General features: G+C 60.9%; 21 protein-coding genes. 15 read left to right on the forward strand and 6 right to left on the reverse strand.

Annotated elements, in window-relative coordinates; all coding sequences use genetic code 11:
• Positions 1–60: 60 nt before the first annotated feature.
• Entirely contained in the window at positions 61–2,733 is a 2,673-nt protein-coding gene (gene glnD / locus Thiofri_RS03545) for a [protein-PII] uridylyltransferase (RefSeq protein ID WP_009150338.1), read from the reverse strand.
• Positions 2,734–2,740: 7 nt separating this feature from the next.
• Positions 2,741–3,523: a type I methionyl aminopeptidase gene (gene map / locus Thiofri_RS03550; protein WP_009150339.1), complete on the reverse strand. Its 783-nt coding sequence runs from the start codon at positions 3,521–3,523 to the stop codon at positions 2,741–2,743.
• A gap of 469 nt (positions 3,524–3,992) precedes the next feature.
• On the opposite strand from map, the gene rpsB reads away from it, so the two are divergent.
• The 15 genes from rpsB to rnhB all read left to right on the forward strand — a co-directional run bounded on the left by rpsB (position 3,993) and on the right by rnhB (position 18,839).
• On the forward strand, positions 3,993–4,766 hold the full coding sequence (gene rpsB, locus Thiofri_RS03555; RefSeq protein WP_040857385.1) for a 30S ribosomal protein S2: 774 nt from the start codon (positions 3,993–3,995) through the stop codon (positions 4,764–4,766).
• A 132-nt stretch (positions 4,767–4,898) separates the two neighbouring features.
• Positions 4,899–5,780 (forward strand): translation elongation factor Ts, encoded by an 882-nt coding sequence (gene tsf / locus Thiofri_RS03560; RefSeq protein WP_009150341.1) that lies wholly within the window; start codon positions 4,899–4,901, stop codon positions 5,778–5,780.
• A 102-nt stretch (positions 5,781–5,882) separates the two neighbouring features.
• A complete protein-coding gene (gene pyrH / locus Thiofri_RS03565; protein ID WP_009150342.1) occupies positions 5,883–6,617 on the forward strand; it encodes a UMP kinase in 735 nt (244 codons plus the stop codon).
• Entirely contained in the window at positions 6,614–7,171 is a 558-nt protein-coding gene (frr, locus tag Thiofri_RS03570; RefSeq protein ID WP_009150343.1) for a ribosome recycling factor, read from the forward strand. The genes pyrH and frr overlap by 4 nt, the downstream gene beginning before the upstream one ends.
• A gap of 158 nt (positions 7,172–7,329) precedes the next feature.
• Positions 7,330–8,124, forward strand: coding sequence for a polyprenyl diphosphate synthase (gene uppS / locus Thiofri_RS03575; RefSeq protein ID WP_407702927.1), 795 nt, complete (start codon positions 7,330–7,332; stop codon positions 8,122–8,124).
• A 100-nt stretch (positions 8,125–8,224) separates the two neighbouring features.
• Positions 8,225–9,013: a phosphatidate cytidylyltransferase gene (locus tag Thiofri_RS03580; RefSeq protein ID WP_190275848.1), complete on the forward strand. Its 789-nt coding sequence runs from the start codon at positions 8,225–8,227 to the stop codon at positions 9,011–9,013.
• A complete protein-coding gene (ispC, locus tag Thiofri_RS03585) occupies positions 9,010–10,227 on the forward strand; it encodes a 1-deoxy-D-xylulose-5-phosphate reductoisomerase (protein ID WP_009150346.1) in 1,218 nt (405 codons plus the stop codon). The genes Thiofri_RS03580 and ispC overlap by 4 nt, the downstream gene beginning before the upstream one ends.
• Positions 10,228–10,230: 3 nt before the next feature.
• Positions 10,231–11,598: an RIP metalloprotease RseP gene (gene rseP, locus Thiofri_RS03590; RefSeq protein ID WP_009150347.1), complete on the forward strand. Its 1,368-nt coding sequence runs from the start codon at positions 10,231–10,233 to the stop codon at positions 11,596–11,598.
• Positions 11,599–11,673: 75 nt separating this feature from the next.
• Positions 11,674–14,031, forward strand: a complete 2,358-nt coding sequence (gene bamA, locus Thiofri_RS03595) for an outer membrane protein assembly factor BamA (protein ID WP_009150348.1) — start codon at positions 11,674–11,676, stop codon at positions 14,029–14,031.
• Positions 14,032–14,111: 80 nt separating this feature from the next.
• Complete coding sequence (locus tag Thiofri_RS03600) at positions 14,112–14,642, forward strand: OmpH family outer membrane protein (RefSeq protein ID WP_143741984.1); 531 nt, start codon at positions 14,112–14,114, stop codon at positions 14,640–14,642.
• Positions 14,643–14,677: 35 nt separating this feature from the next.
• Positions 14,678–15,751 (forward strand): UDP-3-O-(3-hydroxymyristoyl)glucosamine N-acyltransferase, encoded by a 1,074-nt coding sequence (lpxD, locus tag Thiofri_RS03605; protein ID WP_009150350.1) that lies wholly within the window; start codon positions 14,678–14,680, stop codon positions 15,749–15,751.
• 46 nt (positions 15,752–15,797) lie between these two features.
• The gene (fabZ, locus tag Thiofri_RS03610; RefSeq protein WP_009150351.1) at positions 15,798–16,241 is read left to right on the forward strand and encodes a 3-hydroxyacyl-ACP dehydratase FabZ; all 444 of its coding nucleotides are present in this window, start codon (positions 15,798–15,800) and stop codon (positions 16,239–16,241) included.
• Between the two features lie 3 nt (positions 16,242–16,244).
• The gene (lpxA, locus tag Thiofri_RS03615; protein ID WP_009150352.1) at positions 16,245–17,015 is read left to right on the forward strand and encodes an acyl-ACP--UDP-N-acetylglucosamine O-acyltransferase; all 771 of its coding nucleotides are present in this window, start codon (positions 16,245–16,247) and stop codon (positions 17,013–17,015) included.
• Positions 17,016–17,060: 45 nt separating this feature from the next.
• A complete protein-coding gene (gene lpxB, locus Thiofri_RS03620) occupies positions 17,061–18,248 on the forward strand; it encodes a lipid-A-disaccharide synthase (RefSeq protein ID WP_040857389.1) in 1,188 nt (395 codons plus the stop codon).
• Between the two features lie 9 nt (positions 18,249–18,257).
• Positions 18,258–18,839, forward strand: coding sequence for a ribonuclease HII (gene rnhB / locus Thiofri_RS03625; protein WP_009150354.1), 582 nt, complete (start codon positions 18,258–18,260; stop codon positions 18,837–18,839).
• A 101-nt stretch (positions 18,840–18,940) separates the two neighbouring features.
• On the opposite strand, the gene Thiofri_RS03630 is transcribed toward rnhB, so the two are convergent.
• The 4 genes from Thiofri_RS03630 to Thiofri_RS03645 form a co-directional block, all read right to left on the reverse strand.
• On the reverse strand, positions 18,941–20,356 hold the full coding sequence (locus Thiofri_RS03630) for a YihY/virulence factor BrkB family protein (RefSeq protein WP_009150355.1): 1,416 nt from the start codon (positions 20,354–20,356) through the stop codon (positions 18,941–18,943).
• A gap of 87 nt (positions 20,357–20,443) precedes the next feature.
• On the reverse strand, positions 20,444–20,926 hold the full coding sequence (gene smpB, locus Thiofri_RS03635; protein WP_009150356.1) for an SsrA-binding protein SmpB: 483 nt from the start codon (positions 20,924–20,926) through the stop codon (positions 20,444–20,446).
• Between the two features lie 71 nt (positions 20,927–20,997).
• Positions 20,998–22,383 (reverse strand): TRAP transporter large permease, encoded by a 1,386-nt coding sequence (locus tag Thiofri_RS03640; protein WP_009150357.1) that lies wholly within the window; start codon positions 22,381–22,383, stop codon positions 20,998–21,000.
• Complete coding sequence (locus Thiofri_RS03645) at positions 22,376–22,963, reverse strand: TRAP transporter small permease subunit (protein ID WP_009150358.1); 588 nt, start codon at positions 22,961–22,963, stop codon at positions 22,376–22,378. The genes Thiofri_RS03640 and Thiofri_RS03645 overlap by 8 nt, the downstream gene beginning before the upstream one ends.
• Positions 22,964–23,135: the final 172 nt, after the last annotated feature.

Below are 23,135 nucleotides of genomic sequence, written 5' to 3' on the forward strand. Positions count from 1 at the left end.
ACCGGCCAGTTTTAGCCTATTCATCCCTGTGATTTGCGCTAAGCACCCGTTGAGAAACGGTTAAGCTCGCGCCGGCGATTTTTCCAGTCGCCGATGGATTTCCTGGCGCAGGCAGGCCAGTACGGTTTCGCAGCGGATGGGTTCGTCGGCCAGGGTGGTGATGAAGAACACATCGTCCACCTCTGCGCCGACGGTGGCGATCTTGGCGCTTTGCAGGCGGATGTCGCAGCTTGCAAAGACGCTGCCGACCTCGGCCAGCAGGCCGGGGCGATCGAGGGTGACCAGGCGCATCATGGTGCGCTGGCGTTTGGGGTCGTCGTTGAAGCTGACCCGGGTTTCGATCGGGAAATGATGATGCTGGCGCGGCAGGCGCCGGGCGACCTCGAACTTGTCGTTGTCGAGTTGTTCGAGTTCGCGATGTAGCAGGGCACAGAGTTCGTCAGTCTCCTCTCCCTGAGGAACGGGAAGACCATCGGCGCCGAGCACCTGGAAGCTGTTCATGGCGCCGCCGTCGTCCGTGGTGGTGATGCGGGCATCGACGATATTTAGGCCGAGTTGATCGAGCAGCGCCGTGGTGCGCACGAACAAATTCTTGCCGTCGCGGGCATGGATGAAGATCTCGCTACAGCCGCGCGGTGCCAGCGAGCGGATGGCCACCAGCGGCAGGCCGAGGCGCTCGCTCGCGAGGATTTGCTCGGTTTGCCAGGCAATCTCCTCAGGCGCGGCGGGGGCGAAGAAGTCGGCGCTGAGTTTGTGCCACAGGTCGCGGCACTGCTCAGCCTCGACGCCGGCGCGGGCGAGGATGCGCATGGCCTCGGTTTGTTTCTGCTCGATCAGATCATCCTGCGCCTGGGGATTATCCAGACCGCGCTCGAGCGCATTGCGGGTGCTCAGGTAGAGTTCGCGCAGCAGGGCATCTTTCCAGGAGTTCCAGCGCTTGGGGTTGGTGGCGCGCGAATCGGCCACGGTGAGCAGGTAGAGATAATTCAGCCGATTGACATCGCCGACCAGGGTGGCGAATTCCTGAATCACATCCGAGTCGCGGATGTCCTTACGCTGCGCGGTCAGGGACATTAGCAGGTGGGTCTCGACCAGCCAGACCACCAGGCGGCTGTCGTACTCGCTTAAATGGTGTAGTTGGCAGAAATCCCAAGCATCGCGGGCACCGAGCTGGGAATGATCGCCACCGCGCCCCTTGGCGACGTCGTGGAAGAGTCCGCCCAGGTAAAGCAGTTCGCGCTTGGGGATGCGTCGGGCGATGGCGCTGCACAGCGGAAACTCGTGATCATGCTGGCTGACGCTGAAGCGGCGCAGATTGCGCACCAGCATCAGGGTGTGCTCGTCCACGGTGTAGACGTGAAAGAGGTCATACTGCATGCGCCCAACAATGTTGGCAAAGGCGGGGATGTAGTGCGCCAACACGCCGTAGCGGTTCATGCGCGTTAGCACCCGGCTGAGCCCGGTTGGATGGCGAAAAATCTCCATGAACAGGCTGCGGGCGCGCAGATCCTCGCGAAAAACATCATCGATGCGATGGCGACTCTCGCGCACCTGGCGGATGGTGCTGGCGCGCACGCCTTTGAGCTCGGGATGAAGTTGCAGGATGTGAAAAAGCTCTAGCAACGCGAAGGGGGAGCGGTTGAAAACCTGATCGTGGGTGACTTCCAGGTAACCGCTGCGGGATTGAAAGCGTTTGTTGATCGGCTGCGGCGGGCCGATGTGATCGTGCAGCACGATGGCCTCGCGGAACAGCTGCAGCAGCATTTCATTGAGCCGATTGAGCTCCATCACGGCGCGATAGTACTGCTGCATGAACTGTTCGACGGCGAGGTCGGCTTCGGTGTCGGAAAAGCCGAATTCGGCCGCCAGGGTGCGCTGGTAGTCGAACAGCAGCCGGTCTTCGCGCCGTCCGGCGAGCCGGTGCAGCGCGAAGCGAATGCGCCACAGTAGCGCCTGACTTTCAATCAGGGTGAAATACTCGGTCTGGGTCAGAAAACCATGGCGGACCAGTTCCTCGAAGGCGGTGGTGCCAAAGTGACGCTTGGTGACCCAGGCAATCATCTGAATGTCGCGCAGTCCGCCCGGGTTCTCTTTGATGTTGGGCTCGAGGTTGTAGGCGGTGTCGCCGTATTTTTGCCAACGCGCGCGCTGTTCGTGGCATTTGGCGTCGAAAAAGGCCTCGCTCGGCCAGATTCGCTCGGGCGCAATCGCCTGCTGCATCTCGGCAAACAAGCTTGCGCTGCCGGTGATTAGCCGCGCTTCGATCAGGTTGGTGATCACGGTCACATCGGCGCGCGCCTGGGTTTGGCACTCGGCTGGCGTCCTGACCGCATGACCGACTTCCAGGCGAATGTCCCACAAAAAGGTGAGGAAGGCGCTCAAGGATTCGGCTGTGGTTGCGACCGCCTCGGGCGCCACCAGCATCAGCAGATCGATGTCCGAGGCGGGCATCAGTTCCTCGCGCCCGTAGCCGCCAACCGCGATCAGCGCGGCCTGGGCGTCATGCGGGCCAAAGTGTTGCCATGCCTGGATCAGCAGTTCGTCGATCAGGTGGCTGCGGGCATTGGCCAGCGCGCCCACCGGTACCGCCGCATCGAAGGCCTCGGACAGGCGCCCGGTCGCTTGCGCGAGGAGCTCCTTGAAGACGCGAACGCACTGCTCAGGTGTAGCGCTCGCGAGGCGGTCGCGCTCATCAGAGGTTAGCGGCTGGTGGACGATGGCGTCTGGGGTCATGTCCTGCTCAGGCGGCTTCCATCTGGGCGCGCTCTTCTTCGCGCAGGGTGAGGATGTCATGACCGCTGGCGGTGACCAGAATGGTGTGTTCCCATTGCGCTGAGAGGCTGCGGTCCTTGGTGACAACCGTCCAGCCATCGGGCAGCAGTTTGATAAAGCGTTTGCCCGCATTCACCATGGGCTCGATGGTAAAGCACATGCCAGGCTGCAGCACCAGGCCATCCCCGGGCTTGCCATAGTGCAGCACCTGGGGCTCCTCGTGGAACTGCCGACCAATGCCATGGCCGCAGTATTCGCGCACCACGGAAAACTTATTGCTTTCGACCACCCGCTGCACGGCATAACCGATGTCGCCGAGAGTGACGCCGGGGCGCACGGCCTCGATACCCGCGCGCATCGCCTGTTGGGTGACATCAATCAGCCGGCTGGCCAGCACCGAGGGTGGGCCGACGGTGAACATCTTGCTGGTATCGCCATGATAGCCGTCTTTGATGACGGTAATGTCGATATTGAGCACGTCGCCTTTTTTCAGGCGTTTTTGCGACGGAATGCCGTGGCACACCTGGTTGTTGACCGAGGTGCAGATGGACTTGGGAAAGCCGCGATAGTGCAGTGGCGCGGGAATGGCCTTCTGCTTTTTGATGATGAACTCATGGCAGAGGCGGTCAAGTTCCTCGGTGGTGACGCCAGGCTCGATGTGTTCGCCGATCATGTCGAGCACCTCAGCCGCGAGCCGGCCGGCGATGCGCATTTTTTCGATTTCGGCGGGGGTTTTGATGGTAACACTCATGGGTGGGAGTCGATGATGCTGGGCGAGTTGCTCTGTGGATGATGGATAACAACGGGCGCGAGACGGCAGCGCGCTCGGGTCGCGCGGGGCAAAAAATCAGCGCGTCCCTAATGTGGCTAGATGGGGAGCAAAATCCCAATCCGGAACCCGGCCCTGGAGCAGGTGCATCGTTGCCCATGAACAGCCCCCCATGGTATAAGATGCGCCGCGAAGCCGCAAACCGCGCCAACGAGCCTAGTCTTCAGTCCAGAGCTTCAGTCTAGATGTCGTGGTGAGCGCTTGTGCCCGATGTCCCAACCAGGGTTTTCTGGGCGGTCCGGATCCGGTCGGCTTCGCGCTCGCGTAGGCGAGAGCAACATCGAGCAAAACATCCAACGCCACACGCGTTCCGACACATGACACTGGGTGCCTCTTAAAGGGAGGTTGTGTGATGGGGGTCGCGGAGGTTCAACCCAAGCGGAGTAGACAAATGACAGACGTTTCCATGCGCCAGATGCTACAGGCTGGCGTGCATTTCGGGCATCAAACTCGCTACTGGAACCCGAAGATGGGTGCTTACATCTTCGGCCATCGCAACAAAATTCACATCATCAACCTGGAGCGGACCCTGCCGCTGTTTCAGGACGCGATGAATTATCTCGGCAAGCTCGCATCCAATGGTGGGCGCATTCTCTTCGTCGGCACCAAGCGCGCCGCGCACGATCCTGTCCGTGAGGAGGCGCAGCGCTGTGGGATGCCTTATGTGAACCATCGCTGGCTCGGCGGCATGCTGACCAACTTCCAGACAGTGCGCAAATCCATCCAACGGCTGAAGGAACTCGAGGCCATGTTCGAGGACGGCAGCATTGAGCGCTTCGGCAAAAAGGAGGCGCTGACGCTGAGTCGCGAGCGGGACAAACTTGACCTGAGCCTGGGCGGCATCAAGAACATGGCAAATCTGCCGGATGCGCTCTTCGTCATTGATGTTGGCCATGAGCGCATCGCGATCACCGAGGCGAACAAGCTTGGCATTCCTATTGTCGGCGTGGTCGACACCAATAATGACCCGGGCTCGGTGGATTATGTGATCCCGGGCAATGACGATGCTATTCGCGCCGTGCGCTTGTACATTGAGTCGGCCGCTTCGGCTATTCTGGACGGTCGCCAGACCGCTGCGGCCATGGCCGGTGGTCGCAATGCCGATGGCGCTGAGTTCTTGCCCGAGGCCGAGCCGGCTGCGACTGAGGAAGCTGCTGCGTCCTGATCAGCCGCGTCCTGATCGATAGCACTGCCCGGCTGTTGCGGCCGGGCAGTCATTGTGCCCGCAGGGCCAAGCTGCGGTGGCCCGTATCGCGGGCTGACTGCTGACAGAATTTTTTACTGATTGGGGGATTTCATGGCAATCACGGCCAGTCTGGTCAAAGAGCTTCGGGAACGCACCGGGGCTGGAATGATGGAATGCAAAAAGGCGCTGGTGGAAACCGCCGGCGACATTGATGCCGCAATTGAGGCTATGCGCAAGTCGGGGCAGGCCAAGGCAGCCAAAAAGGCTGGGCGCACCGCCGCCGACGGTGTGGTGGAAATTCGCGTTTCCGACGATGGCAAGCAGGCCGTGGTGCTGGAGATCAACAGCGAGACCGACTTTGTTGCCAAGGACGAGAACTTCGCCGCCTTCGCCGCCGCCGCCGCAGATGCCGCGCTGGCGGCCGATGTTGAGGATGCCGCCGCTCTGGCTGCACTGACCCTGGCCTCGGGTGAGACCGTCGACGCCGCGCGCGAGGCGCTGATCGCCAAGGTGGGCGAGAACATTCAGCTGCGTCGTTTGCTGCGCTTCAGCAACTGCGAGGGTCGCTTGCATCATTATCGCCACGGCACCCGCATCGGCGTGGTGGTTGAACTGATTGACGGCGATGAGATGCTTGGCCGCGACATCGCCATGCACATCGCCGCCACTAATCCGGGCTGGGTGAGCGAGGATCAGGTGCCTGCTGATGCCGTGGCCAAGGAGCGCGAGATTTTTCGCGCCCAGGCGCTCGACAGTGGCAAGCCCGAGAACATCATCGATAAAATCACCGAGGGACGGGTGCGCAAATTCTTTGAGGAAGTTACCCTGCACGGCCAGGCCTTCGTCAAGGACGCTGAGCAGAGCGTCGGCCAGTTGCTGAAAAAGGCCGGCGCCAAGGTCAAGCGCTTTGCGCGCTTCGAAGTCGGCGAAGGCATCGAGAAGAAAACCGAGAATTTTGCCGAGGAAGTCCAGGCCCAAGCGCGCGGCGCCTAAGTCATTGCATCTGAGTCATTAAGTCTGAACCAGTCTAGGCTGTCTGACATCCAAACCGGCACCCAAGCCAGCACCCAAGCCAGCACCAAGAACGGAGCCTCCATGCCGCATCGTCGGATTCTGCTGAAGCTGAGCGGGGAAGCCCTGCTCGGCGACGCGCCCTGCGGGATCGACCCGGCGGTGTTGAACCGCATTGCCGCCGAGGTGGCCGAGGTGCTCGCCGCCGGGACTCAGATCGCTCTGGTGATTGGCGGCGGCAATATCTTTCGCGGTGCCGGTTTGGCCGGCGCGGGCATGGACAGGGTCACCGCCGATCAGATGGGCATGCTTGCCACTGTGATGAATGCCCTGGCCATGCAGGACGCACTCGAGCGCATTGAGGTGCCAACCCGCGTGATGTCGGCGCTCAAAATCAACCAGGTGTGCGAGGACTACATCCGCCGGCGCGCGGTGGCCCACCTTGATGCCGGGCGGGTGGCGATTTTTGCCGCTGGTATTGGCAGTCCGTTCTTCACCACCGATTCGGCTGCCAGCCTGCGCGCCATTGAAATCGGTGCGGATCTGCTGATTAAGGCCACCAAGGTCGATGGCATTTATTCAGCCGACCCTGTGACGCATCCCGATGCGGTGCTGTATCCTCGACTCACTTACGATCAGGCCTTGCGCGAAAACCTCAAAGTGATGGACGCCACCGCCATTGTGCTGTGTCGCGACAACCAGGTGCCGCTGCGAGTGATGAACATTTACGAGCCGGGAGCGCTGGTGCGGGCCGCAGCCGGCGAGGATATTGGCTCCCTTGTAGAAAGTGAACCGGCAGAGAGCGAACCCAAAGAATGATCGACGACATCAAGCAAAATGCCGCTGAGCGCATGGCCAAGAGCGTCGAGGCGCTCGGTCATGAGTTGGCGAAAATTCGTACGGGCCGCGCCCATCCGTCGCTGCTCGATCATCTCAAGGTGTCCTACTACGGCTCCGAGGTGCCCATCTCGCAGGTGGCCAACGTCGCGGCAGAGGACGCCCGTACCCTGACGGTGACGCCTTGGGAGCGGAACATGGTGTCCGTGGTTGAAAAGGCCATTATCCAGTCCGATCTGGGCGTGAACCCTAACACCGCCGGCACAGTCATCCGCGTGCCCATGCCGCAGTTGACCGAAGAGCGCCGGCGCGACCTGCAGCGCATCGCCCGTCACGAGGCCGAGCAGGCAAAGGTGGCGGTGCGCAACATCCGCCGAGACGCCAACAACGACCTCAAAGAACTGGTCAAGGAAAAGCTCATCTCCGAGGACGACGAACACCGTGGTCAGGAAATCGTGCAAAAGCTGACGGATCAGCACGTCAAGGAAGTCGATCAAGTCCTGGAGCGCAAAGAAGCCGACCTGATGGCGATCTGATGACTCCGAGTTCCTCCTGGGAGTTGTTGCCGGAACCTTCCTCGACATCGCCGCCAGCGCGGGCGGCAGGACTAGACGTCGGTCAGAGTCAAGGGTCTGCTTCGGGTCGCGAACCGAAGGTACCATCTCCGGGTTTGCCAACGCATGTGGCGATTGTCATGGATGGCAATGGCCGTTGGGCCCGCCAGCGCGGTTTGCCGCGCACCGCTGGGCACAGGGCTGGTGCGAAAAGTGTGCGCGCGGTTGTGGAGGAATGCCTGCGCCGGGGCATTTCGGCATTAACTATTTTCGCGTTCAGCAGCGAAAACTGGCAACGGCCAAAATCCGAAGTCAGAGTCCTGATCGAGCTCTTTATGAGCACTTTGCGCACGGAAATGCGCCGACTGGTCGAGCATGACGTGCGCTTTCGGGTGATTGGCGATTTGAGCGCCTTCTCGGAGAAGTTTCAGCGCCAGGTGCGCGAGGGTGAGCAGAACACGCGCAACAACCAGGCGCTGACCCTGCAAGTGGCGGTCAACTACGGTGGGCGTTGGGATATTGCTCAGGCGGTGCGCGCTCTGGCCGGTGAGTTGATGGCTGGGCGCCTGGATCTGGATGCGATCAACGAGGCAGCCATTGGCGAGCGCCTGGCAACCTCTGGCTTGCCAGATCCCGATTTATTCATCCGCACCGGCGGCGAGAAGCGGCTCAGCAACTTTCTGCTGTGGCAGTCGGCCTACAGTGAAATGTATTTTTCCGAGCTGATGTGGCCCGAGTTTGATGCCGATGCCCTTGCGCTGGCCTTGGCCGATTTTGCCCGACGACAGCGGCGGTTTGGCCGCACCGGCGAGCAGGTCGGCGATGGCCGCAAAGACAAGGCGGCGAGAATCTCCAAGGCGGCTTCCGACTCGGACGATGCGCAACACCTGGATGCCATGGCCACCTCGGCTCAACCATCGCGGGATGTGGCCTGATTAGGTCAATCCCGACCCATTGAATTCTCTGTCCGCTATGTCTGACTCCAATTCGACAGGCATGTCAGGAGCGTTGCGCGAACGTTTCTGGACCGCCTTGATGCTTGCGCTGGCAACCACGGGAGCCGTCCTCTGGTTGCCCACCGCAGGCTTGGCGGTCGCGCTGGTGCCAGCGATCGGTTTGGCGGCTTGGGAACTTTCGTTGCTGCTCGGATTGACCAGCAATTTCTCGCGCTGGGGTTATCTCTTGGCAGTGCTTGCGGTCATGGGGTTGTGCTGGTTTGCCGGTTTGCCGGGGGAGTCCCTGCCAATCTTGCTGCCGGTGGCGCTTTTCTGGTTCCTTTTGATGCCCGTCGTTTTTCGTATTGGTGTCGTCCACCCGGCCAAGGCAGCTGATTGGTGGATGCTGCTGTTATCCGTTCCGGTCATTACATCCTGTTGGATTGGCCTCCTGGCGCTGCATTTGCTACCCGATGGCGGCCGCTGGATGGTGCTCTTTTTCCTGTCGTTGGTGTGGTTGACGGATATCGGTGCCTATTTTGCCGGACGCCGCTTCGGGCGGCGCAAGCTCGCTCCCACTGTTAGCCCGGGGAAAACTGTCGAGGGCGTGATGGGCGGCCTGCTTGCTGCTGGCCTTTGGAGTCTGATGTTGTTGCCGGTAGCCGGGGATGCACTGTCCTGGCTGTGGCTGGCGCTGCTGTGCATGCTGACGGCTGGGGTGTCAGTGGTAGGAGATTTGCTTGAGAGCTGGCTCAAGCGTCGTCGCAATCTCAAGGATGCTGGCTCCCTGCTGCCGGGCCATGGTGGCGTGCTTGACCGGGTCGACAGTCTGCTCGCTGCCGCACCTGTGTTTGCGCTTGGTTTTCTGCTGTGGGGGGCGACAGGATGATTGGCATCGCCGTGCTTGGCTCGACCGGCTCTATTGGCGTCAGTACCCTGGATGTGGTGCGGCGTCATCCGCAACGTTTCCGCGTCGTGGCGCTGAGCGCGCATCGCAATGTCGAACGCATGGCCGAGCAGTGTCGCGCCGTCAGGCCGCGCTTTGCCGTGATGGTCGATGTCGAGGCTGCCGGGCAGCTACGCGATGCTTTGTCCGATATTTCTGATCCGCCGGAGGTGTTGGCAGGGGCGGAGGCTCTCGAGCAGATTGCGACCCTGCCTGAGGTGGATGCTGTGATGGCGGCCATTGTCGGCGCCGCCGGACTTATGTCCACCCTGGCTGCGGCCAAGGCTGGCAAGCGGTTGCTGCTCGCCAATAAAGAAGCTTTGGTGGTCGCGGGCGCGATTCTGATGCGTGCCGTGGCGGAGTCGGGGGCCGAGTTACTGCCGATTGATAGCGAACACAATGCTATTTTCCAATGTCTGCCGTCGCAACGACCGGACGGCCTGGTGCCTGCTGGTGTCGAGCGGATTCTATTGACGGCTTCCGGCGGTCCCTTTCGCAACACGCCGGCTGCCGATTTGGCGCGGGTGACGCCCGAGCAGGCTTGTGCGCACCCCAATTGGAGCATGGGACGGAAAATTTCCGTCGACTCCGCCACCATGATGAACAAGGGACTCGAGATCATCGAGGCCTGCTGGCTGTTCGATACCCCGCCCGAGCGTATTCAAGTAGTGGTGCATCCGCAAAGTGTGATTCATTCCATGGTGCAGTACAACGACGGCTCGGTGCTGGCGCAGCTTGGTAATCCCGATATGCGCACACCGATCGCCCACGCATTGGGCTGGCCGGAGCGTATCGCCTCGGGCGTGGACATGCTGGATATTTTCTCCGTTGCTAGGCTGGATTTTGAACCGCCAGCGCCTGATCGGTTTCCCTGCCTTCGGCTTGCGTATCGCGCGGCGCGTGAGGGTGGTACGGCGCCTGTGGTGCTGAACGCAGCCAATGAGATCGCCGTGGCGGCCTTTCTCGATGAACGCATCGGCTTTACCGACATCGGTCGGATTGTTGAAACGGCCATGGACCAGATGCCCGCAGTGCCGGTGGATGGAAACGGCCCGCAACAGGGGCTGGCTCAGGTGCTGGAGGTTGATCGCCAAGCGCGCGTGCTCGCGGAACAGGCCGTCGACAGACTGGGTGCGCCGATGCGGCGCCAGGGGTGAAGCATGGATTTACTGCTCAAACTCGGTGCCTTTCTGGTCGTTATCGCCATTCTGATTACGGTCCATGAATTTGGCCACTTTTGGGTGGCGCGTCGGCTTGGCGTCAAGGTGCTGCGCTTTTCGCTCGGTTTTGGGCGTCCGCTGCTGACCTGGCATCGTCGGGGCGATGAAACCGAATATGTCCTCGCGGCCTGGCCCATCGGCGGCTATGTCAAGATGGTCGATGAGCGCGAGGAGGAGGTTGTCGACCCCGCCGATCTGCCGCGCGCCTTCAATCGTCAGGCGCTGTGGAAACGCTCGGCTATTGTCGCAGCCGGTCCACTTGCCAACTTTCTGTTTGCTTTTCTGATTTACTGGTTGGTGCTCATGGCCGGTGAGTCTGGTGTGCGGCCCGAGGTGGGCGAGGTGCTGCCTGAGTCCATCGCCGCCAGCGCCGGCTTCACCCCAGGCGATCTGATCGAGCGGGTCGATCAGCGTGACACCCGAACCTGGAGTGCCGTCTGGTTTGCGTTGCTCCAAGGGGCATTTGGTGGCGAGGATGTCCTGGTGCGTGTGCGCGATGAGGCGGGCGCGGCACAGGATCGCTGGCTACCCAGTGCCGAGCTTGGGGGGCTGGACCCGGCGCGAGGGTTTTTGACCTCTGTTGGCTTGGTCGGACCGCGCCCCGTGCTGCCACCGGTCATCGGCGAGACGGTGCCCGGGCAGCCGGCGCTCGAGGCCGGCCTGCAAGCAGGTGACCGGATCACCGCGATCAATGGCCGAGCAATAAGGGTATGGGAGGATCTGGTCGAGTCCGTGCGAGCCCATCCGGGGCAGCGGCTGAATTTTCAGATCGAGCGAGCTGCGGATACCCTGCTGATTCCCGTGGTGCCGGCGGTGATTACTGAAGGTGATGAACGTTTCGGGCGCATTGGTGCCGGGCCACAAGTACCGGACGATCTGCTCGAGAATCAACAGGTGGTGGTGCGGCTTGGTCCCCTGGCTGCGGCTGGTGCGGCCGCGACACGAATCACCGATGTCTCCGTGCTGACCTTACGTCTCATCGGTCGCATGCTGACTGGGCGTGTCTCGGTTGAGAATCTGAGCAGCCCGATTGGCATCGCTGATGCGGCCGGGCGCACGGCGCAGGTTGGTTTTGAACCTTTCGTGAAATTTCTGGCGCTGCTTAGCGTCAGTCTTGGGCTGCTGAATCTGCTGCCGGTGCCGGTGCTCGATGGGGGGCATCTGCTGTTTTTCGCGGTGGAAGCCGTCATTCGCCGTCCGCTCCCGGACGTTGTGATGGAACAGGGCCAGCGCCTGGGGATCGCACTGCTTGTCGGACTGATGACGCTGGCTTTCTACGTCGATATCGCGCGTTTTCTCGGTCTATGACTTGGGGCAGTTACGGGATTTCCCTTATACTAGCGCCCTTGGTCTGCCAATTTTTCCGACAATGCATCCACTGCCATGCATCCTAATGAGGTTGAAGCTGTGCCAAAGCTGATCAAACGCAGGATACCGCGATACGCGGGCGCGCTCAGCCTGCTGTTGCTGGCATCCTTCTGGGCGGGAACCGCCTCCGCCCAGTTCCGCATTGCCGATATTCGCGTCGAGGGACTGCAGCGAGTCTCTGCCGGCACCGTCTTTTCCTATCTTCCGGTGCAGATTGACGATACGGTGGCGGATGATGTCACGGCAGACATTATTCGCTCACTGTATGCTACCGGTTTTTTCGATGATGTGAAGGTCGAGCGTGATGCCAATGTGCTGGTCATCTGGGTGCGAGAGCGTCCAGCCGTGGCCCAAATTGACATCGTTGGTAATAAATCCATCAAGACCGAGGATCTCGAAGAAGGGTTGAAGGAAATCGGCCTGGCCGAGGGGCGCGTGTTCAACCGCTCGGTTCTTGATCGTATCGAGCAGGAGCTGCGTCGGCAGTATTTTGCCGCTGGTAAGTACGGGATGGATGTCGAGTCCACCGTCTCGCCGCTGGAGCGCAACCGGGTGGCTGTGCGTATCCAGGTCACCGAGGGGCTGACCGCGCGGCTCAAGCAGGTCAATATCATCGGCAACAAGGATTTCAAGGAAAAGACCCTGCTCAAGCAGTTCAAGCTGGGGCCGACCAATTGGAGTTCCTTCTACTCAAAAAATGACCGCTATGCCAAGGAGAAGCTTGCCGGGGATTTGGAAGCCCTGCGCTCGTTCTATCTTGATCGCGGTTATATCAACTTTCAGATTACCTCGACCCAGGTCACCATCAGTCCGGATAAAAATGATATCTATGTGACCATTGGTATCGACGAGGGCGAAGTCTTTCACGTCAGCGACATCCGCCTGGCTGGTGACCCATCGGTGCCGGTTGAGCAGCTGTTTCCGCTGATCCAGATGCAGCGTGGCACGGTGTTCTCACGCAAGGCCGCGAGCGAGAGCGCCGAGCGGATTTCCGATCTGCTCGGCAACGAGGGCTATGCTTTTGCCAACGTCAATACGGTGCCCGAGGTTGATGCCGAAAACAAAACCGTCGCGGTGACCTTCTTCGTCGATCCGGGTAAGCGGGTTTATGTTCGCCGTGTCAATATGCGGGGCAACACCCGCACTCGTGATGAAGTGCTGCGCCGTGAGATGCGTCAGCTCGAGACCGCCTGGTTCTCTGCTGACCGGGTGGAACAGTCGCGCGAGCGACTGAAGCGGCTGGGCTTTTTCGATGATGTGACGGTCGAAACGCCGGCAGTGCCCGGCTCGCCCGATCTGGTCGATGTGGATGTGACCGTCAAGGAAAAACCCTCCGGTAACCTGCTTGCCGGTGTCGGTTATTCGCAATCGGACGGGATTCTGTTCAATACCAGCATCTCCCAGAATAATTTTCTTGGGACCGGCAAACAGGTGTCCTTTGCCTTCAATGCCAGCAGCGGTAATCAACTTTATCAGCTGGCCTACACTAACCCTTATTACACGGTCGATGGGATCAGTCGCGGATTTAATCTGATGTATCAGACGACAAATTACGACGATACCATCGGCGCCGACTATTCGACCGATGTTGGCTTAGCGGGAGTGAATTTTGGCTTGCCGATTTCCGATACCAGCCGGGCCGGTTTTGGCGCCCGTTACCAATATACGAACTTTTTTGCTGGCGATTACTCCGCGTTGGCTAAGGACTTTGTTGCTCAAAACGGAACGGAATACAATGATTTTTTCTTGAGCGCAAGTTACACGAAAGACTCTCGCGACTCGGCGGTCTTCCCAACCAAGGGCACGTTGCAGTCCCTTTATGGTGAGGTCGCAGTCCCGGGCAGCGATCTGGAGTTCTACCGCATCACCTATCGTGGGCGGCAGTACATACCCCTGACCCAGCGTTTCACCTTCGCGCTGCGCGCAGAGTTCGGCTACGGCGGTGGCTATGGCGATACGAGTGCAATGCCGTTTTTTAACAATTTTTATGCTGGCGGGCCGGGTTCGGTACGCGGTTGGGAGGCTTACTCACTGGGTCCGCGTGAAACCACGCAAGAGAACGATCCAGTGGGCGGTAACATGAAGCTGACCGGCAGCGTGGAATTATTCGCACCGCCTCCGGTTGGCGGGAAATTTGCGGACACTCTGCGCTTGGGAGCCTTTTTCGATTTTGGCAATGTGTGGTGGACGGAGCCCTCCGACCTGGTTGCCCCGACGGGCTTCGACCTAGGGGAGCTTCGGTATTCCGCAGGTCTGTCGTTGGCCTGGCTGTCCCCTGTGGGCGCTTTGTCACTTAGCTTCGCCTATCCGATTAACCCGCAGAGTGGGGATGACACGCAGGTGTTCCAGTTCTCCTTTGGACAGAATTTCTGATCGGCAGAATTTTGATCAACAGCATTCTGATTGCTAATAACTTTTTATCGGGGAGTGCCAGTTTTATGCAGCCTCTGGCGATGCGAGCCCTGGTCCGGATCGGGTTTCTGGCGATTTTTGTGAGCGGTGCTCTCTGGGCGGAGCCGTCAGATGAGCTGGGGGCGACTCTGCGTATTGCCGTTGTCGACCCGAATCGGATCGTCGAAGAATCGCCGCAGTACGAGTCAGCCCGGCAGGTGCTCCTAGAGGAATTGAAAGAGCGTGAAAGTGCCTTGCTCGATCAGCAGGAGGGAATCGACAGGCTGCAAAAACGTCTCGAGCGCGACGCCGCATTGATGAGTGAGGATGAGTTGCAGCGATTGCAGAACGATATTCGCTCGCGCACGCGGCGCCTGCGCTATGAGAAAGAGGAAATGCAGGAGGACTTTGCGTTGCGCAAAAACGAATTGCGCACGCGCTTGGTCAAGCAGGTAGAGGAAGTCGTCGCACAGATTGCGCGAGAGAAGGACATTGATCTGATTTTAACCGATGGCGTGGTCTATTTTAGCGAACGCATGGATGTGTCTGCGGAAATCATCGAGCGCCTCAAACGGGAGTTTGCTGACCGCTAATGGCGGTTTGGCGCCGTTGAGGAGTTCCCAGCAGAGTGACCATACCACTAGCGGAGTTGGCGGAGCGTATTGGCGCCAAGTTGATGGGTGATGGCAGCATTTGCGTGTCTCGGGTCGCGACGCTTGAGCGCGCGACTAGCGACTGTCTAACCTTTTTCGGCGATCAAAAGCTGCGTGATCGCTTGTCGCAGACCTCCGCTGCTGCGGTGATCCTGAAGTCTGATGATATGCCGGAGTGTCCGGCAGAGGCGCTGGTATCGGACAATCCCTATCTGACCTTTGCGCGCGCCATTGAGGTTCTGCACCCGCCAGCACGGTTGGCGCCAGGCTGCCATCCGAGCGCGGTGATCAGTGCCGGAGCGCGCATTGATCCGAGTGCATCCCTGGGTCCTCTGTGTGTGATCGAACAGGATGTCGAGATCGGCCCTCGCGTCCAGATTGGCCCCGGCTGTATTGTGCTGGCTGGGGCGCGCATTGGCGCTGATAGTCGTCTGGTCGCCCGTGTGGTGGTGTGCGAAAACTCCGTAATCGGCGAGCGCGCGCTTTTGCATCCTGGCGCCGTGGTCGGTCGTGAGGGCTTTGGTTTCGCCCGGGACGGAGAGCGCTGGGTGCGGATGGGTCAGATCGGGCGCGCGGTCTTAGGGGATGATGTCGAGGTCGGCGTGAATTCCGCCGTGGATCGCGGCGCGATCGAAGATACCTACATCGGCGATGGCGTCAAGATCGATAGCCTGGTGCAGATCGGGCACAATGTGCGGGTCGGCGAAAACACCGCGATGGCGGCCTGTAGTGGCATCTCAGGGTCCACTCGCATTGGGCGCAACTGCACACTAGCGGGCGCGGTCGGTATGGCTGGCCATCTGAGCATTGCCGATAATGTGCATTTTTCCGGCATGGCGATGGTGACTCGTTCCGTTCGCCAGAGCGGGGTTTACAGCAGTGGTATTCCGGCGATGCCGGCCGCAGATTGGCGACGTCAGGTGGCGCGCTTTCGGCAGCTCGATGAAATGGCGCGGCGTCTGAAGCGGCTTGAGGCGCGTCTTGCCGAACTGATGCCTGAGGGCAGTGAGATCTCTGACGCCGCTGGGTCCCAGGGTGCTCACGAATGATTTTTGTGATCGGTGACGACTCGGTAGTGGGTTCTTGGAGGCTACTTTGGTAATTATGGATATTCACAAGGTGATGAGCTTATTGCCGCACCGCTATCCCTTTCTGTTGGTGGACCGGGTGGTGGAGTTTGAGCCGGACCAACGGCTGCTCGCGCTCAAGAATGTCACCTTCAACGAGCCTTTCTTTACCGGGCATTTCCCGGTGCGCCCGGTGATGCCCGGGGTGCTGATCGTGGAGGCCATGGCACAAGCCACCGGGCTTTTGGCCATGGCGTCGCGACCGGACGAAGTGAGCGAAAAGTCCTTGTATTATTTTGTCGGAATCGACAAGGCGCGCTTCAAGCGGCCGGTTGAACCAGGCGATCAGTTGTTTCTGGAAGTCACCCTGAAGCAGGTGCGCCGTGGTATCTGGAAATTCGACGGCGTGGCGCGGGTCGATGATAACCTGGTCGCGACAGCCGAAATTATGTGCACGGCGCGGGATTTCTAATCCTTGATTCATCCGAGCGCGGTTATCGACCCCGATGCCGATCTGCATCCGGAGGTGGAGGTCGGCCCCTTTGCGGTGATCGGCGCCGAGGTCAGCATTGGCCGCGGCTGTCGTATTGGCTCGCATGCGGTCATCAAAGGGCCGACGCGTATCGGAGAAGACAATCAGATTTATCAGTTCGCGGTGGTCGGAGAGGTGCCGCAGGACAAGAAATTTGCCGGCGAGCGCTCCGAGCTGGTCATTGGTGATCGCAATGTGATTCGGGAGTTCGCCACCCTGCATCGCGGTACTGCTCAGGATCAGGGCGTGACCCGCATTGGCAATGACAATCTGCTCATGGCCTATACCCATGTCGCTCACGACTGCCGAATCGGCAACAATGCGATCATGGCCAATGCTGCCTCGCTCGGTGGTCATATCCAGATCGACGACTGGGCGATTCTGGGCGGCTTTACCATCGTGCATCAGTTTTGCCGCCTGGGTACCCACTGCTTTACCTCCATGGGCTCTGTGGTGAGTAAAGACATTCCGCCTTTTGTTACCGTTAGCGGGCATCCGGCACGAGCGCGTGGTGTGAATGTCGAAGGGCTGCGCCGTCGGAATTTCAGCGCCGAGCGGATCGCGCTGATTCGCCAAGGGTATCGATTGCTCTATCGGTCCGGGTTATTGATCGATGACGCTGTCGCGCGCCTGCGCGACATGGGCGCGGAGGCACCGGACCTGGCTCTGATGGCGGATTTCGTCGCTGCCCGGGCGCGCAGTCTGCTGCGCTGAAAGGATCTCAATTGGTTGCAGGCGGCTGAAAACCTGACGCGCAACATGAGCCGCCATGCCCCATTAACCATCGCCATTGTCGCGAACGAGCCCTCGGGTGACCAGCTCGGCGCCTTGATCGCGCGCGCGCTGCGCGAACGCCGTCCCGACGCCCGCTTTGTCGGCGTGGCAGGCCCCAAGATGCTGGCCGAAGGGTGCGGAACCTGGCTGCCGATGGAGCGACTCTCTGTGATGGGCTTCGTTGAGGTGCTGAAAGAGCTTCCACGGCTGCTTCCCCTGCGCCGTGAACTGCGTGCGAAATTGCTGGCGCTTAAGCCGGATCTGTTTCTCGGTATCGATGCACCCGACTTCAATCTGGGGCTGGAGCGCGATCTGCGCGCGGCGGGAATTCCGACCGCACATCTGGTGTGCCCGACGGTCTGGGCCTGGCGCCCCGGCCGGGTCAAGGCGATCCGCCGCGCGGTGGATTTGATGCTCAGTATCTTCCCCTTCGAGGAGGATTTTTTGCGCCAGCATCAGGTGCCGGCGCGCTATATCGGCCATCCGCTGGCCGATGACATTCCGCTCGAGGTCGATCAGGCACAGGCACGCGCCGCCATTGGCCTTCCCGCAGCTGGGTCGTCCGTGACGGAATCTGTCGTCGCGCTCTTGCCAGGCAGCCGCCTGAGCGAGGTCGAGCGCCTCGCCGATCCCTTCATTGAAACCGCTCTGCAATGTCAGCGCGAGCGACCCGCCCTGCGTTTTGTGGTGCCTCTGGTGTCAAAGCGCATTCGTGCGGTTTTTGAAGCCCGGCTGGAGCAGCTCGGGCAAGGCCGCTTGCAGCCGCTGCTACTTGACGGGCGCTCGCGCGAGGCCATTGCCGCGGCAGACATCGTGCTGACGGCATCGGGCACCGCCACGCTTGAGACCCTGCTACTCAAGCGCCCGATGCTGGTCGGCTATCGCGTCAATCCGCTGACCTGGGCGCTGGTCAAGGGGCTGCGTCTGGTCAAGGTGCCCTATGCCGCCATGGCCAATCTGTTGGTGGGCCAAGAGTTGGCGCCGGAGTTTCTGCAAGGGCGGTGCAACGCCGGTGAAATGGCGCCCATGCTGCTTAGACTGCTCAATGATGCGCCGCTGCGCGAAGAGATTCAGGCCGCCTACCAGCGGGTCCATCAGCAGCTAAGACAGGACGCGGCGGCGCGCGCGGCAGATGCGTTGCTCGCGCTGATCGAAGCGCCCGGGCCGGCCTGAGCGTAGGCTGTGTCGACTGTCTTGCGCATCGCTGGCGTTGATGAAGCCGGGCGCGGTCCGCTCGCCGGCCCCGTGGTGGCCGCGGCGGTTATTCTGAACCCAAATCAGCCACTGACCGGCCTGGCCGACTCGAAAAAACTCAGCGCGACTCAGCGCGAGCATCTGGACCGGGATATTCGCGCCAGCGCGCTCGGCTATGCCATCGCTATGGTCAGCGCGGCGGACATTGATCAGGAAAACATTCTCAACGCAAGCTTAAGAGCCATGCGCGAGGCCCTGCACGCCCTGCAACCACCGGCAGAGCACGCCCTGATCGACGGCAACCGCTGTCCACGGGACCTGCGCTGCCGGGCCGAGGCCATTGTGCGCGGCGATGCCAGCGAACCGGCCATCAGCGCCGCGTCCATACTCGCCAAGGTGGCGCGTGACCGCTTGATGCTGGAACTCGAGGCCGAGTATCCGGGCTACGGCTTTGCACGCCACAAAGGCTATCCGACCAAGGCCCATCTGGAAGCCCTGCAACGCCTGGGGCCATGCCCCGAGCATCGTTTGAGCTTTGCGCCAGTGCGCAAGCTTATTAAACCTGTTTGAGGTGACTTGCCACAAAGATTGTCCCGTCGGGCAACCTGCGCAGAGGCGAATTCTCTGGCCTCGTCGAGCATGCCAGGGGGAACAAGGTGTCTTCGTGCGCCCTAAGTCGAGGTGACGGAAGTCCCTTCGCCCAAGTCGTCCTGTCCGGCCCGGCTTGAGTGTTCCGGGCTAGTGCTTTGGGAACCGTCGATGAGATTCTTTAGCGTCAGCCCTTCAGTTGCCCCGCTTGTGGCGGCCGCGATGCGGGTCTCGATGTTAGCCACCGGACCTGTCAGAGGTGCGATTGCGCCTTCTTCCTCATATTCGCGCACGGCATCGAGCACCGCCTGGATGCTGATGCGCTCTGGCGGGCGGCTGGGGATGAAACCCTCAGGGAGAGCCAGGTGATGGCTTGCGGTGCTATCCGTCGTGCGCCGAATGATCTGGGCGGTCTTCAGCATGTCGAGCAAGGTCGCGATATTGGTACCGGGGACACCACAGGCCTTCGCCAGGGTGTCGGCATCGGGCGGCAGACGGCCGTGCTCGTAGTCGCTGGCGATGCGACCGATCAGTAACAGCGCCAAACGCTCGCGCAGGCGGTTGCTCAGGCGCGGTTCGCGTTTTTTGGTGTTCAGGTAGGCGGGGTTTTGCACATAAAAGGCGATATTGGCGCCGATCAGCACAATCAGCCAGGCGATATAGATCCACATCATGAACAGGATCAAAATCGCCAGTGAGGAATAAATCGCCGCGTAACGGGTGGAGCCGGTAATAAAGGTGGCAAAAATTGAGCCCACCGTCTGCCACAGCAGCCCGGCCACCAGTGCGCCGATGATGGCCGCGCGTAGTTGCACCCGGGTGTTGGGCACATAGGCGTAGATGAAGGTGAAAGCCAGGCTGATCAGCAGGAAGGGCAGTAGCCAGGGCCACACGGAGCCGAGCAGAAAGCCCATGGCCTCGCGCTCCATCAACCATTGCACCAGCGTATTGCTGCGCAGGGAAGCCGTCGCTCCCACCGCCGAGAAAAACAGGACCGGGCCGATCAGCAGCACGCTCAGGTAATGGCTGAGACGCTCGCCAAAGGGGCGCAGTTGTTTGATGCGCCAGGTGGCATTGAAGATTTGCTCAATCTTTTGAATCAGCGACAGTACCGAGTAGAGCAGCACCCCAATCCCGACGGAACCCAGCACCTTGACGTTGGTCTTGTCGACGAAGGCGATCAGATTTTGTGCGATTTCTCCGCTCTGATCGCCCAGGGGCGCCAGCGCATGCAGCAGCCAGGGCTCGATCTGATTGTGCACGCCAAAGCCCTTGAGCACCGAGAAGCTGACTGCCAGCAGTGGCACCAGCGACAGCAGGGTGGTGTAGACCAGACTCATGGCCTGCAGAGATAGCAGGCCCTGGTGAAAATCCCGGCCGAGGGCGAACATGACGCGCCCGATCAGCACGGCATAGCGCTGCGCGACTGGCAGCTGCTCCAATGGCGTCTGCCACAGCAAATGCTCAAGTCGTGTGGGGACGAGCTGAAAGTCGATCATGTCGCGGCGGCCGGCGGCGAGGCTCGCCCAGTTGCGCTAGCGCACCGCTGGTTCATGCGGGTGGTTCATGCGGGTGAGTCATGAACGTTAGTCATGCGCGCGCACCAGCCGCGCCTTCTCGCGCTGCCAGTCGCGGTCTTTCTCGGTCGCGCGTTTGTCGTGCAGTTTCTTGCCCTTGGCCAGGCCGATCTCGAGCTTGGCCATGCCGCGCTTCCAGTACATGGCGGTGGGCACCAGGGTATAACCGGCGCGCTCTGTCTGGCCGATCAGGCGGTCGAGTTCCCCGCGCTTGAGCAGCAGCTTGCGGGTGCGCGTTGGGTCGGTGGTGACATGGGTCGAGGCGGAATTTAGGGGCGAGACATGGGCGCCGATCAAAAAGGCCTCGGCATGCAGGATCTTGACGTAGCTCTCCTTGAGCTGTGCGCGCCCGGCACGCAGACTTTTGACTTCCCAGCCAAGCAGGCACAGCCCTGCCTCGATGCGTTGCTCGATGTGGTAGTCATGCCCGGCCTTTTTATTGAGCGCAATGGTGTTGCTGCCGGATGATTTCTTTTTGCTGGATTTTGCCATTGGCCCAGTTTACACCCCTTTGGCTGTGAATTTTGCTTCCAGCCAGTCACGATCAGCGATGTTTCCGACACTTAATCCTGATAAACCGCGTGCGGCAGCCAGGTGGCCAGTTCCGGGAAAAACGACAGCGCCGCCAGCATCAGCAGCTGGATGGCGATGAAAGGCACGACACCCCGGTAAATCTGTGAGGTGCGAAGCTCCGGGGGCGCCACACCGCGCAGGTAGAAGAGCGAGAAACCAAAGGGCGGGGTCAGGAAGGAGGTCTGCAGATTGACCGCGATCATCACGCCGAGCCACACCGGGTCGAGGCCCATCATCAGCAGCACGGGGCCGACGATGGGCACCACCACGAAGGTGATCTCGATGAAGTCCAGAATAAAGCCGAGCAGGAACATCACCACCATCACCAGCGCGACCGCGCTGACGGTGCCGCCGGGCAGGTTGGTCAGGAAGTCAGTCACCAGCTCGTCGCCATGAAAGCCACGGAATACCAGCGAGAAAATAGCCGCGCCGATAAAAATCAGAAACACCATGCTGGTGACCATGGCCGTTTGCCGTACCACCTCGCGCAGAGTGGTGAGGTTCAGCTGACGTTGCTGGGCGCCCAGCAGCATGGCGCCCACGGCGCCAACGCCGGCGGCCTCGGTTGGCGTGGCGATGCCGTAGAGAATCGACCCCAGCACGGCAACAATCAGCAGCAGGGGCGGGAGCAGCACCTGCACGACTTGCAACCACAGCCCCGAGCCGCTGTGCAGCCGCTCGGCGGCCGGCATGGCCGGCATCCAGTGCGGGCGGATGACGGCGATTAACACCAGATAAGCGATGTAGGCCGCGACCAGCAACAGGCCCGGAATCAGGGCGCCGACGAACAGATCGCCGACTGAGACCGTCTTCGGCGACCAGATACCCATGTCGAGCTGTGCCTGCTGATAGGCGCTTGAGAGCACATCGCCGAGCAGCACCAGCACGATGGAGGGCGGAATGATCTGCCCCAGGGTGCCGGAGGCGCAGATGGTGCCGGCGGCTAGGCTGGGGGAATAATTTCGCTTCAGCATGGTCGGCAGTGACAAGAGCCCCATGGTCACCACGGTGGCGCCGACAATGCCGGTGCTGGCCGCAAGCAGCATGCCGACTACTGTGACTGAGATGCCCAGGCCACCACGCAGCGGGCCGAAAAGCATGGCCATGGTCTCGAGCAACTTCTCCGCCACCCGCGAGCGCTCGAGCATCACGCCCATGAAGACGAACAGCGGCACTGCGATCAGCGTCTCGTTGATCATGATGCCGTAGATGCGATTGGGCAGCGCCTCCAGAAAGGCGTGGTCGAACAGGCCGAACCATTCACCGACCAGCGCCATCAGCAGCGCGGTGCCGCCGAGCGACAGGGCCACCGGATAGCCGAGCAGCAGCACCAGGCCGACCGCCACAAAAAGCACCAGCGGCATCAACTCAGCCATGGGGGCCTCCGGCGGACTCGCCATCGTTGCTCAACGCCTGCTCGCAACCGGCCAGGAAGAGCCCGTTGCGCAGCAGCCAGACCGCGGCCTGAATCAGCAGCAGCACGGGCATGAGCAAAATGAGCGTTTTCAGCAGCCAGACGCCGGGCAGACCGCCGGCTTCGCGCGAGCCCTCGTACAGCGACCAGGATGCGGCGACGTAATGGACGCTCGAGACCAGAATGAACAGGCACACCGGCACCAGCAAGAACAGCGTACCGAGCAGATCCACCCAGGCGCGCTGACGCGGCGAGAAGCGCTGGGAGTAGAAGATATCGACCCGCACATGCCCATCGCGCCCCAGGGTATAGGCTGTGGCCAGCATAAACAGGGCGGCATGCATGTAGGTGACCGACTCCTGCATTGCGATCCAGCCCAGATCGAAGGCGTAGCGCAGCAGCACCACCAGAAAGGTCACCAGCACCATGGCCAGTGCCAGCCAGGCGACGCTTTGGCCAAGCCAGAGGTTCATTGCCTCAAGTCCGCGGGCGAGCCGCAGCAAGGGCTTATGTCGCGTCTGGGATGAGGGGGAATCGGTCATGGTCGGGCGTTAGCTGATTTCCGCGAGCAAGTGTTCTGTGCTCCACTGGCACAAGCAACTGGATTCGCCGAGTCAGGATTGACAGATTGGTCCATGATTTCTCGGAAATCATCCAGATAGGCAACAGGTTTCAGGTGCCAGGTGCCAGGTGCCAGGTGCCAGGGTAGGCCGG

The organism is Thiorhodovibrio frisius (assembly GCF_033954835.1).
Classification (GTDB): domain Bacteria; phylum Pseudomonadota; class Gammaproteobacteria; order Chromatiales; family Chromatiaceae; genus Thiorhodovibrio; species Thiorhodovibrio frisius.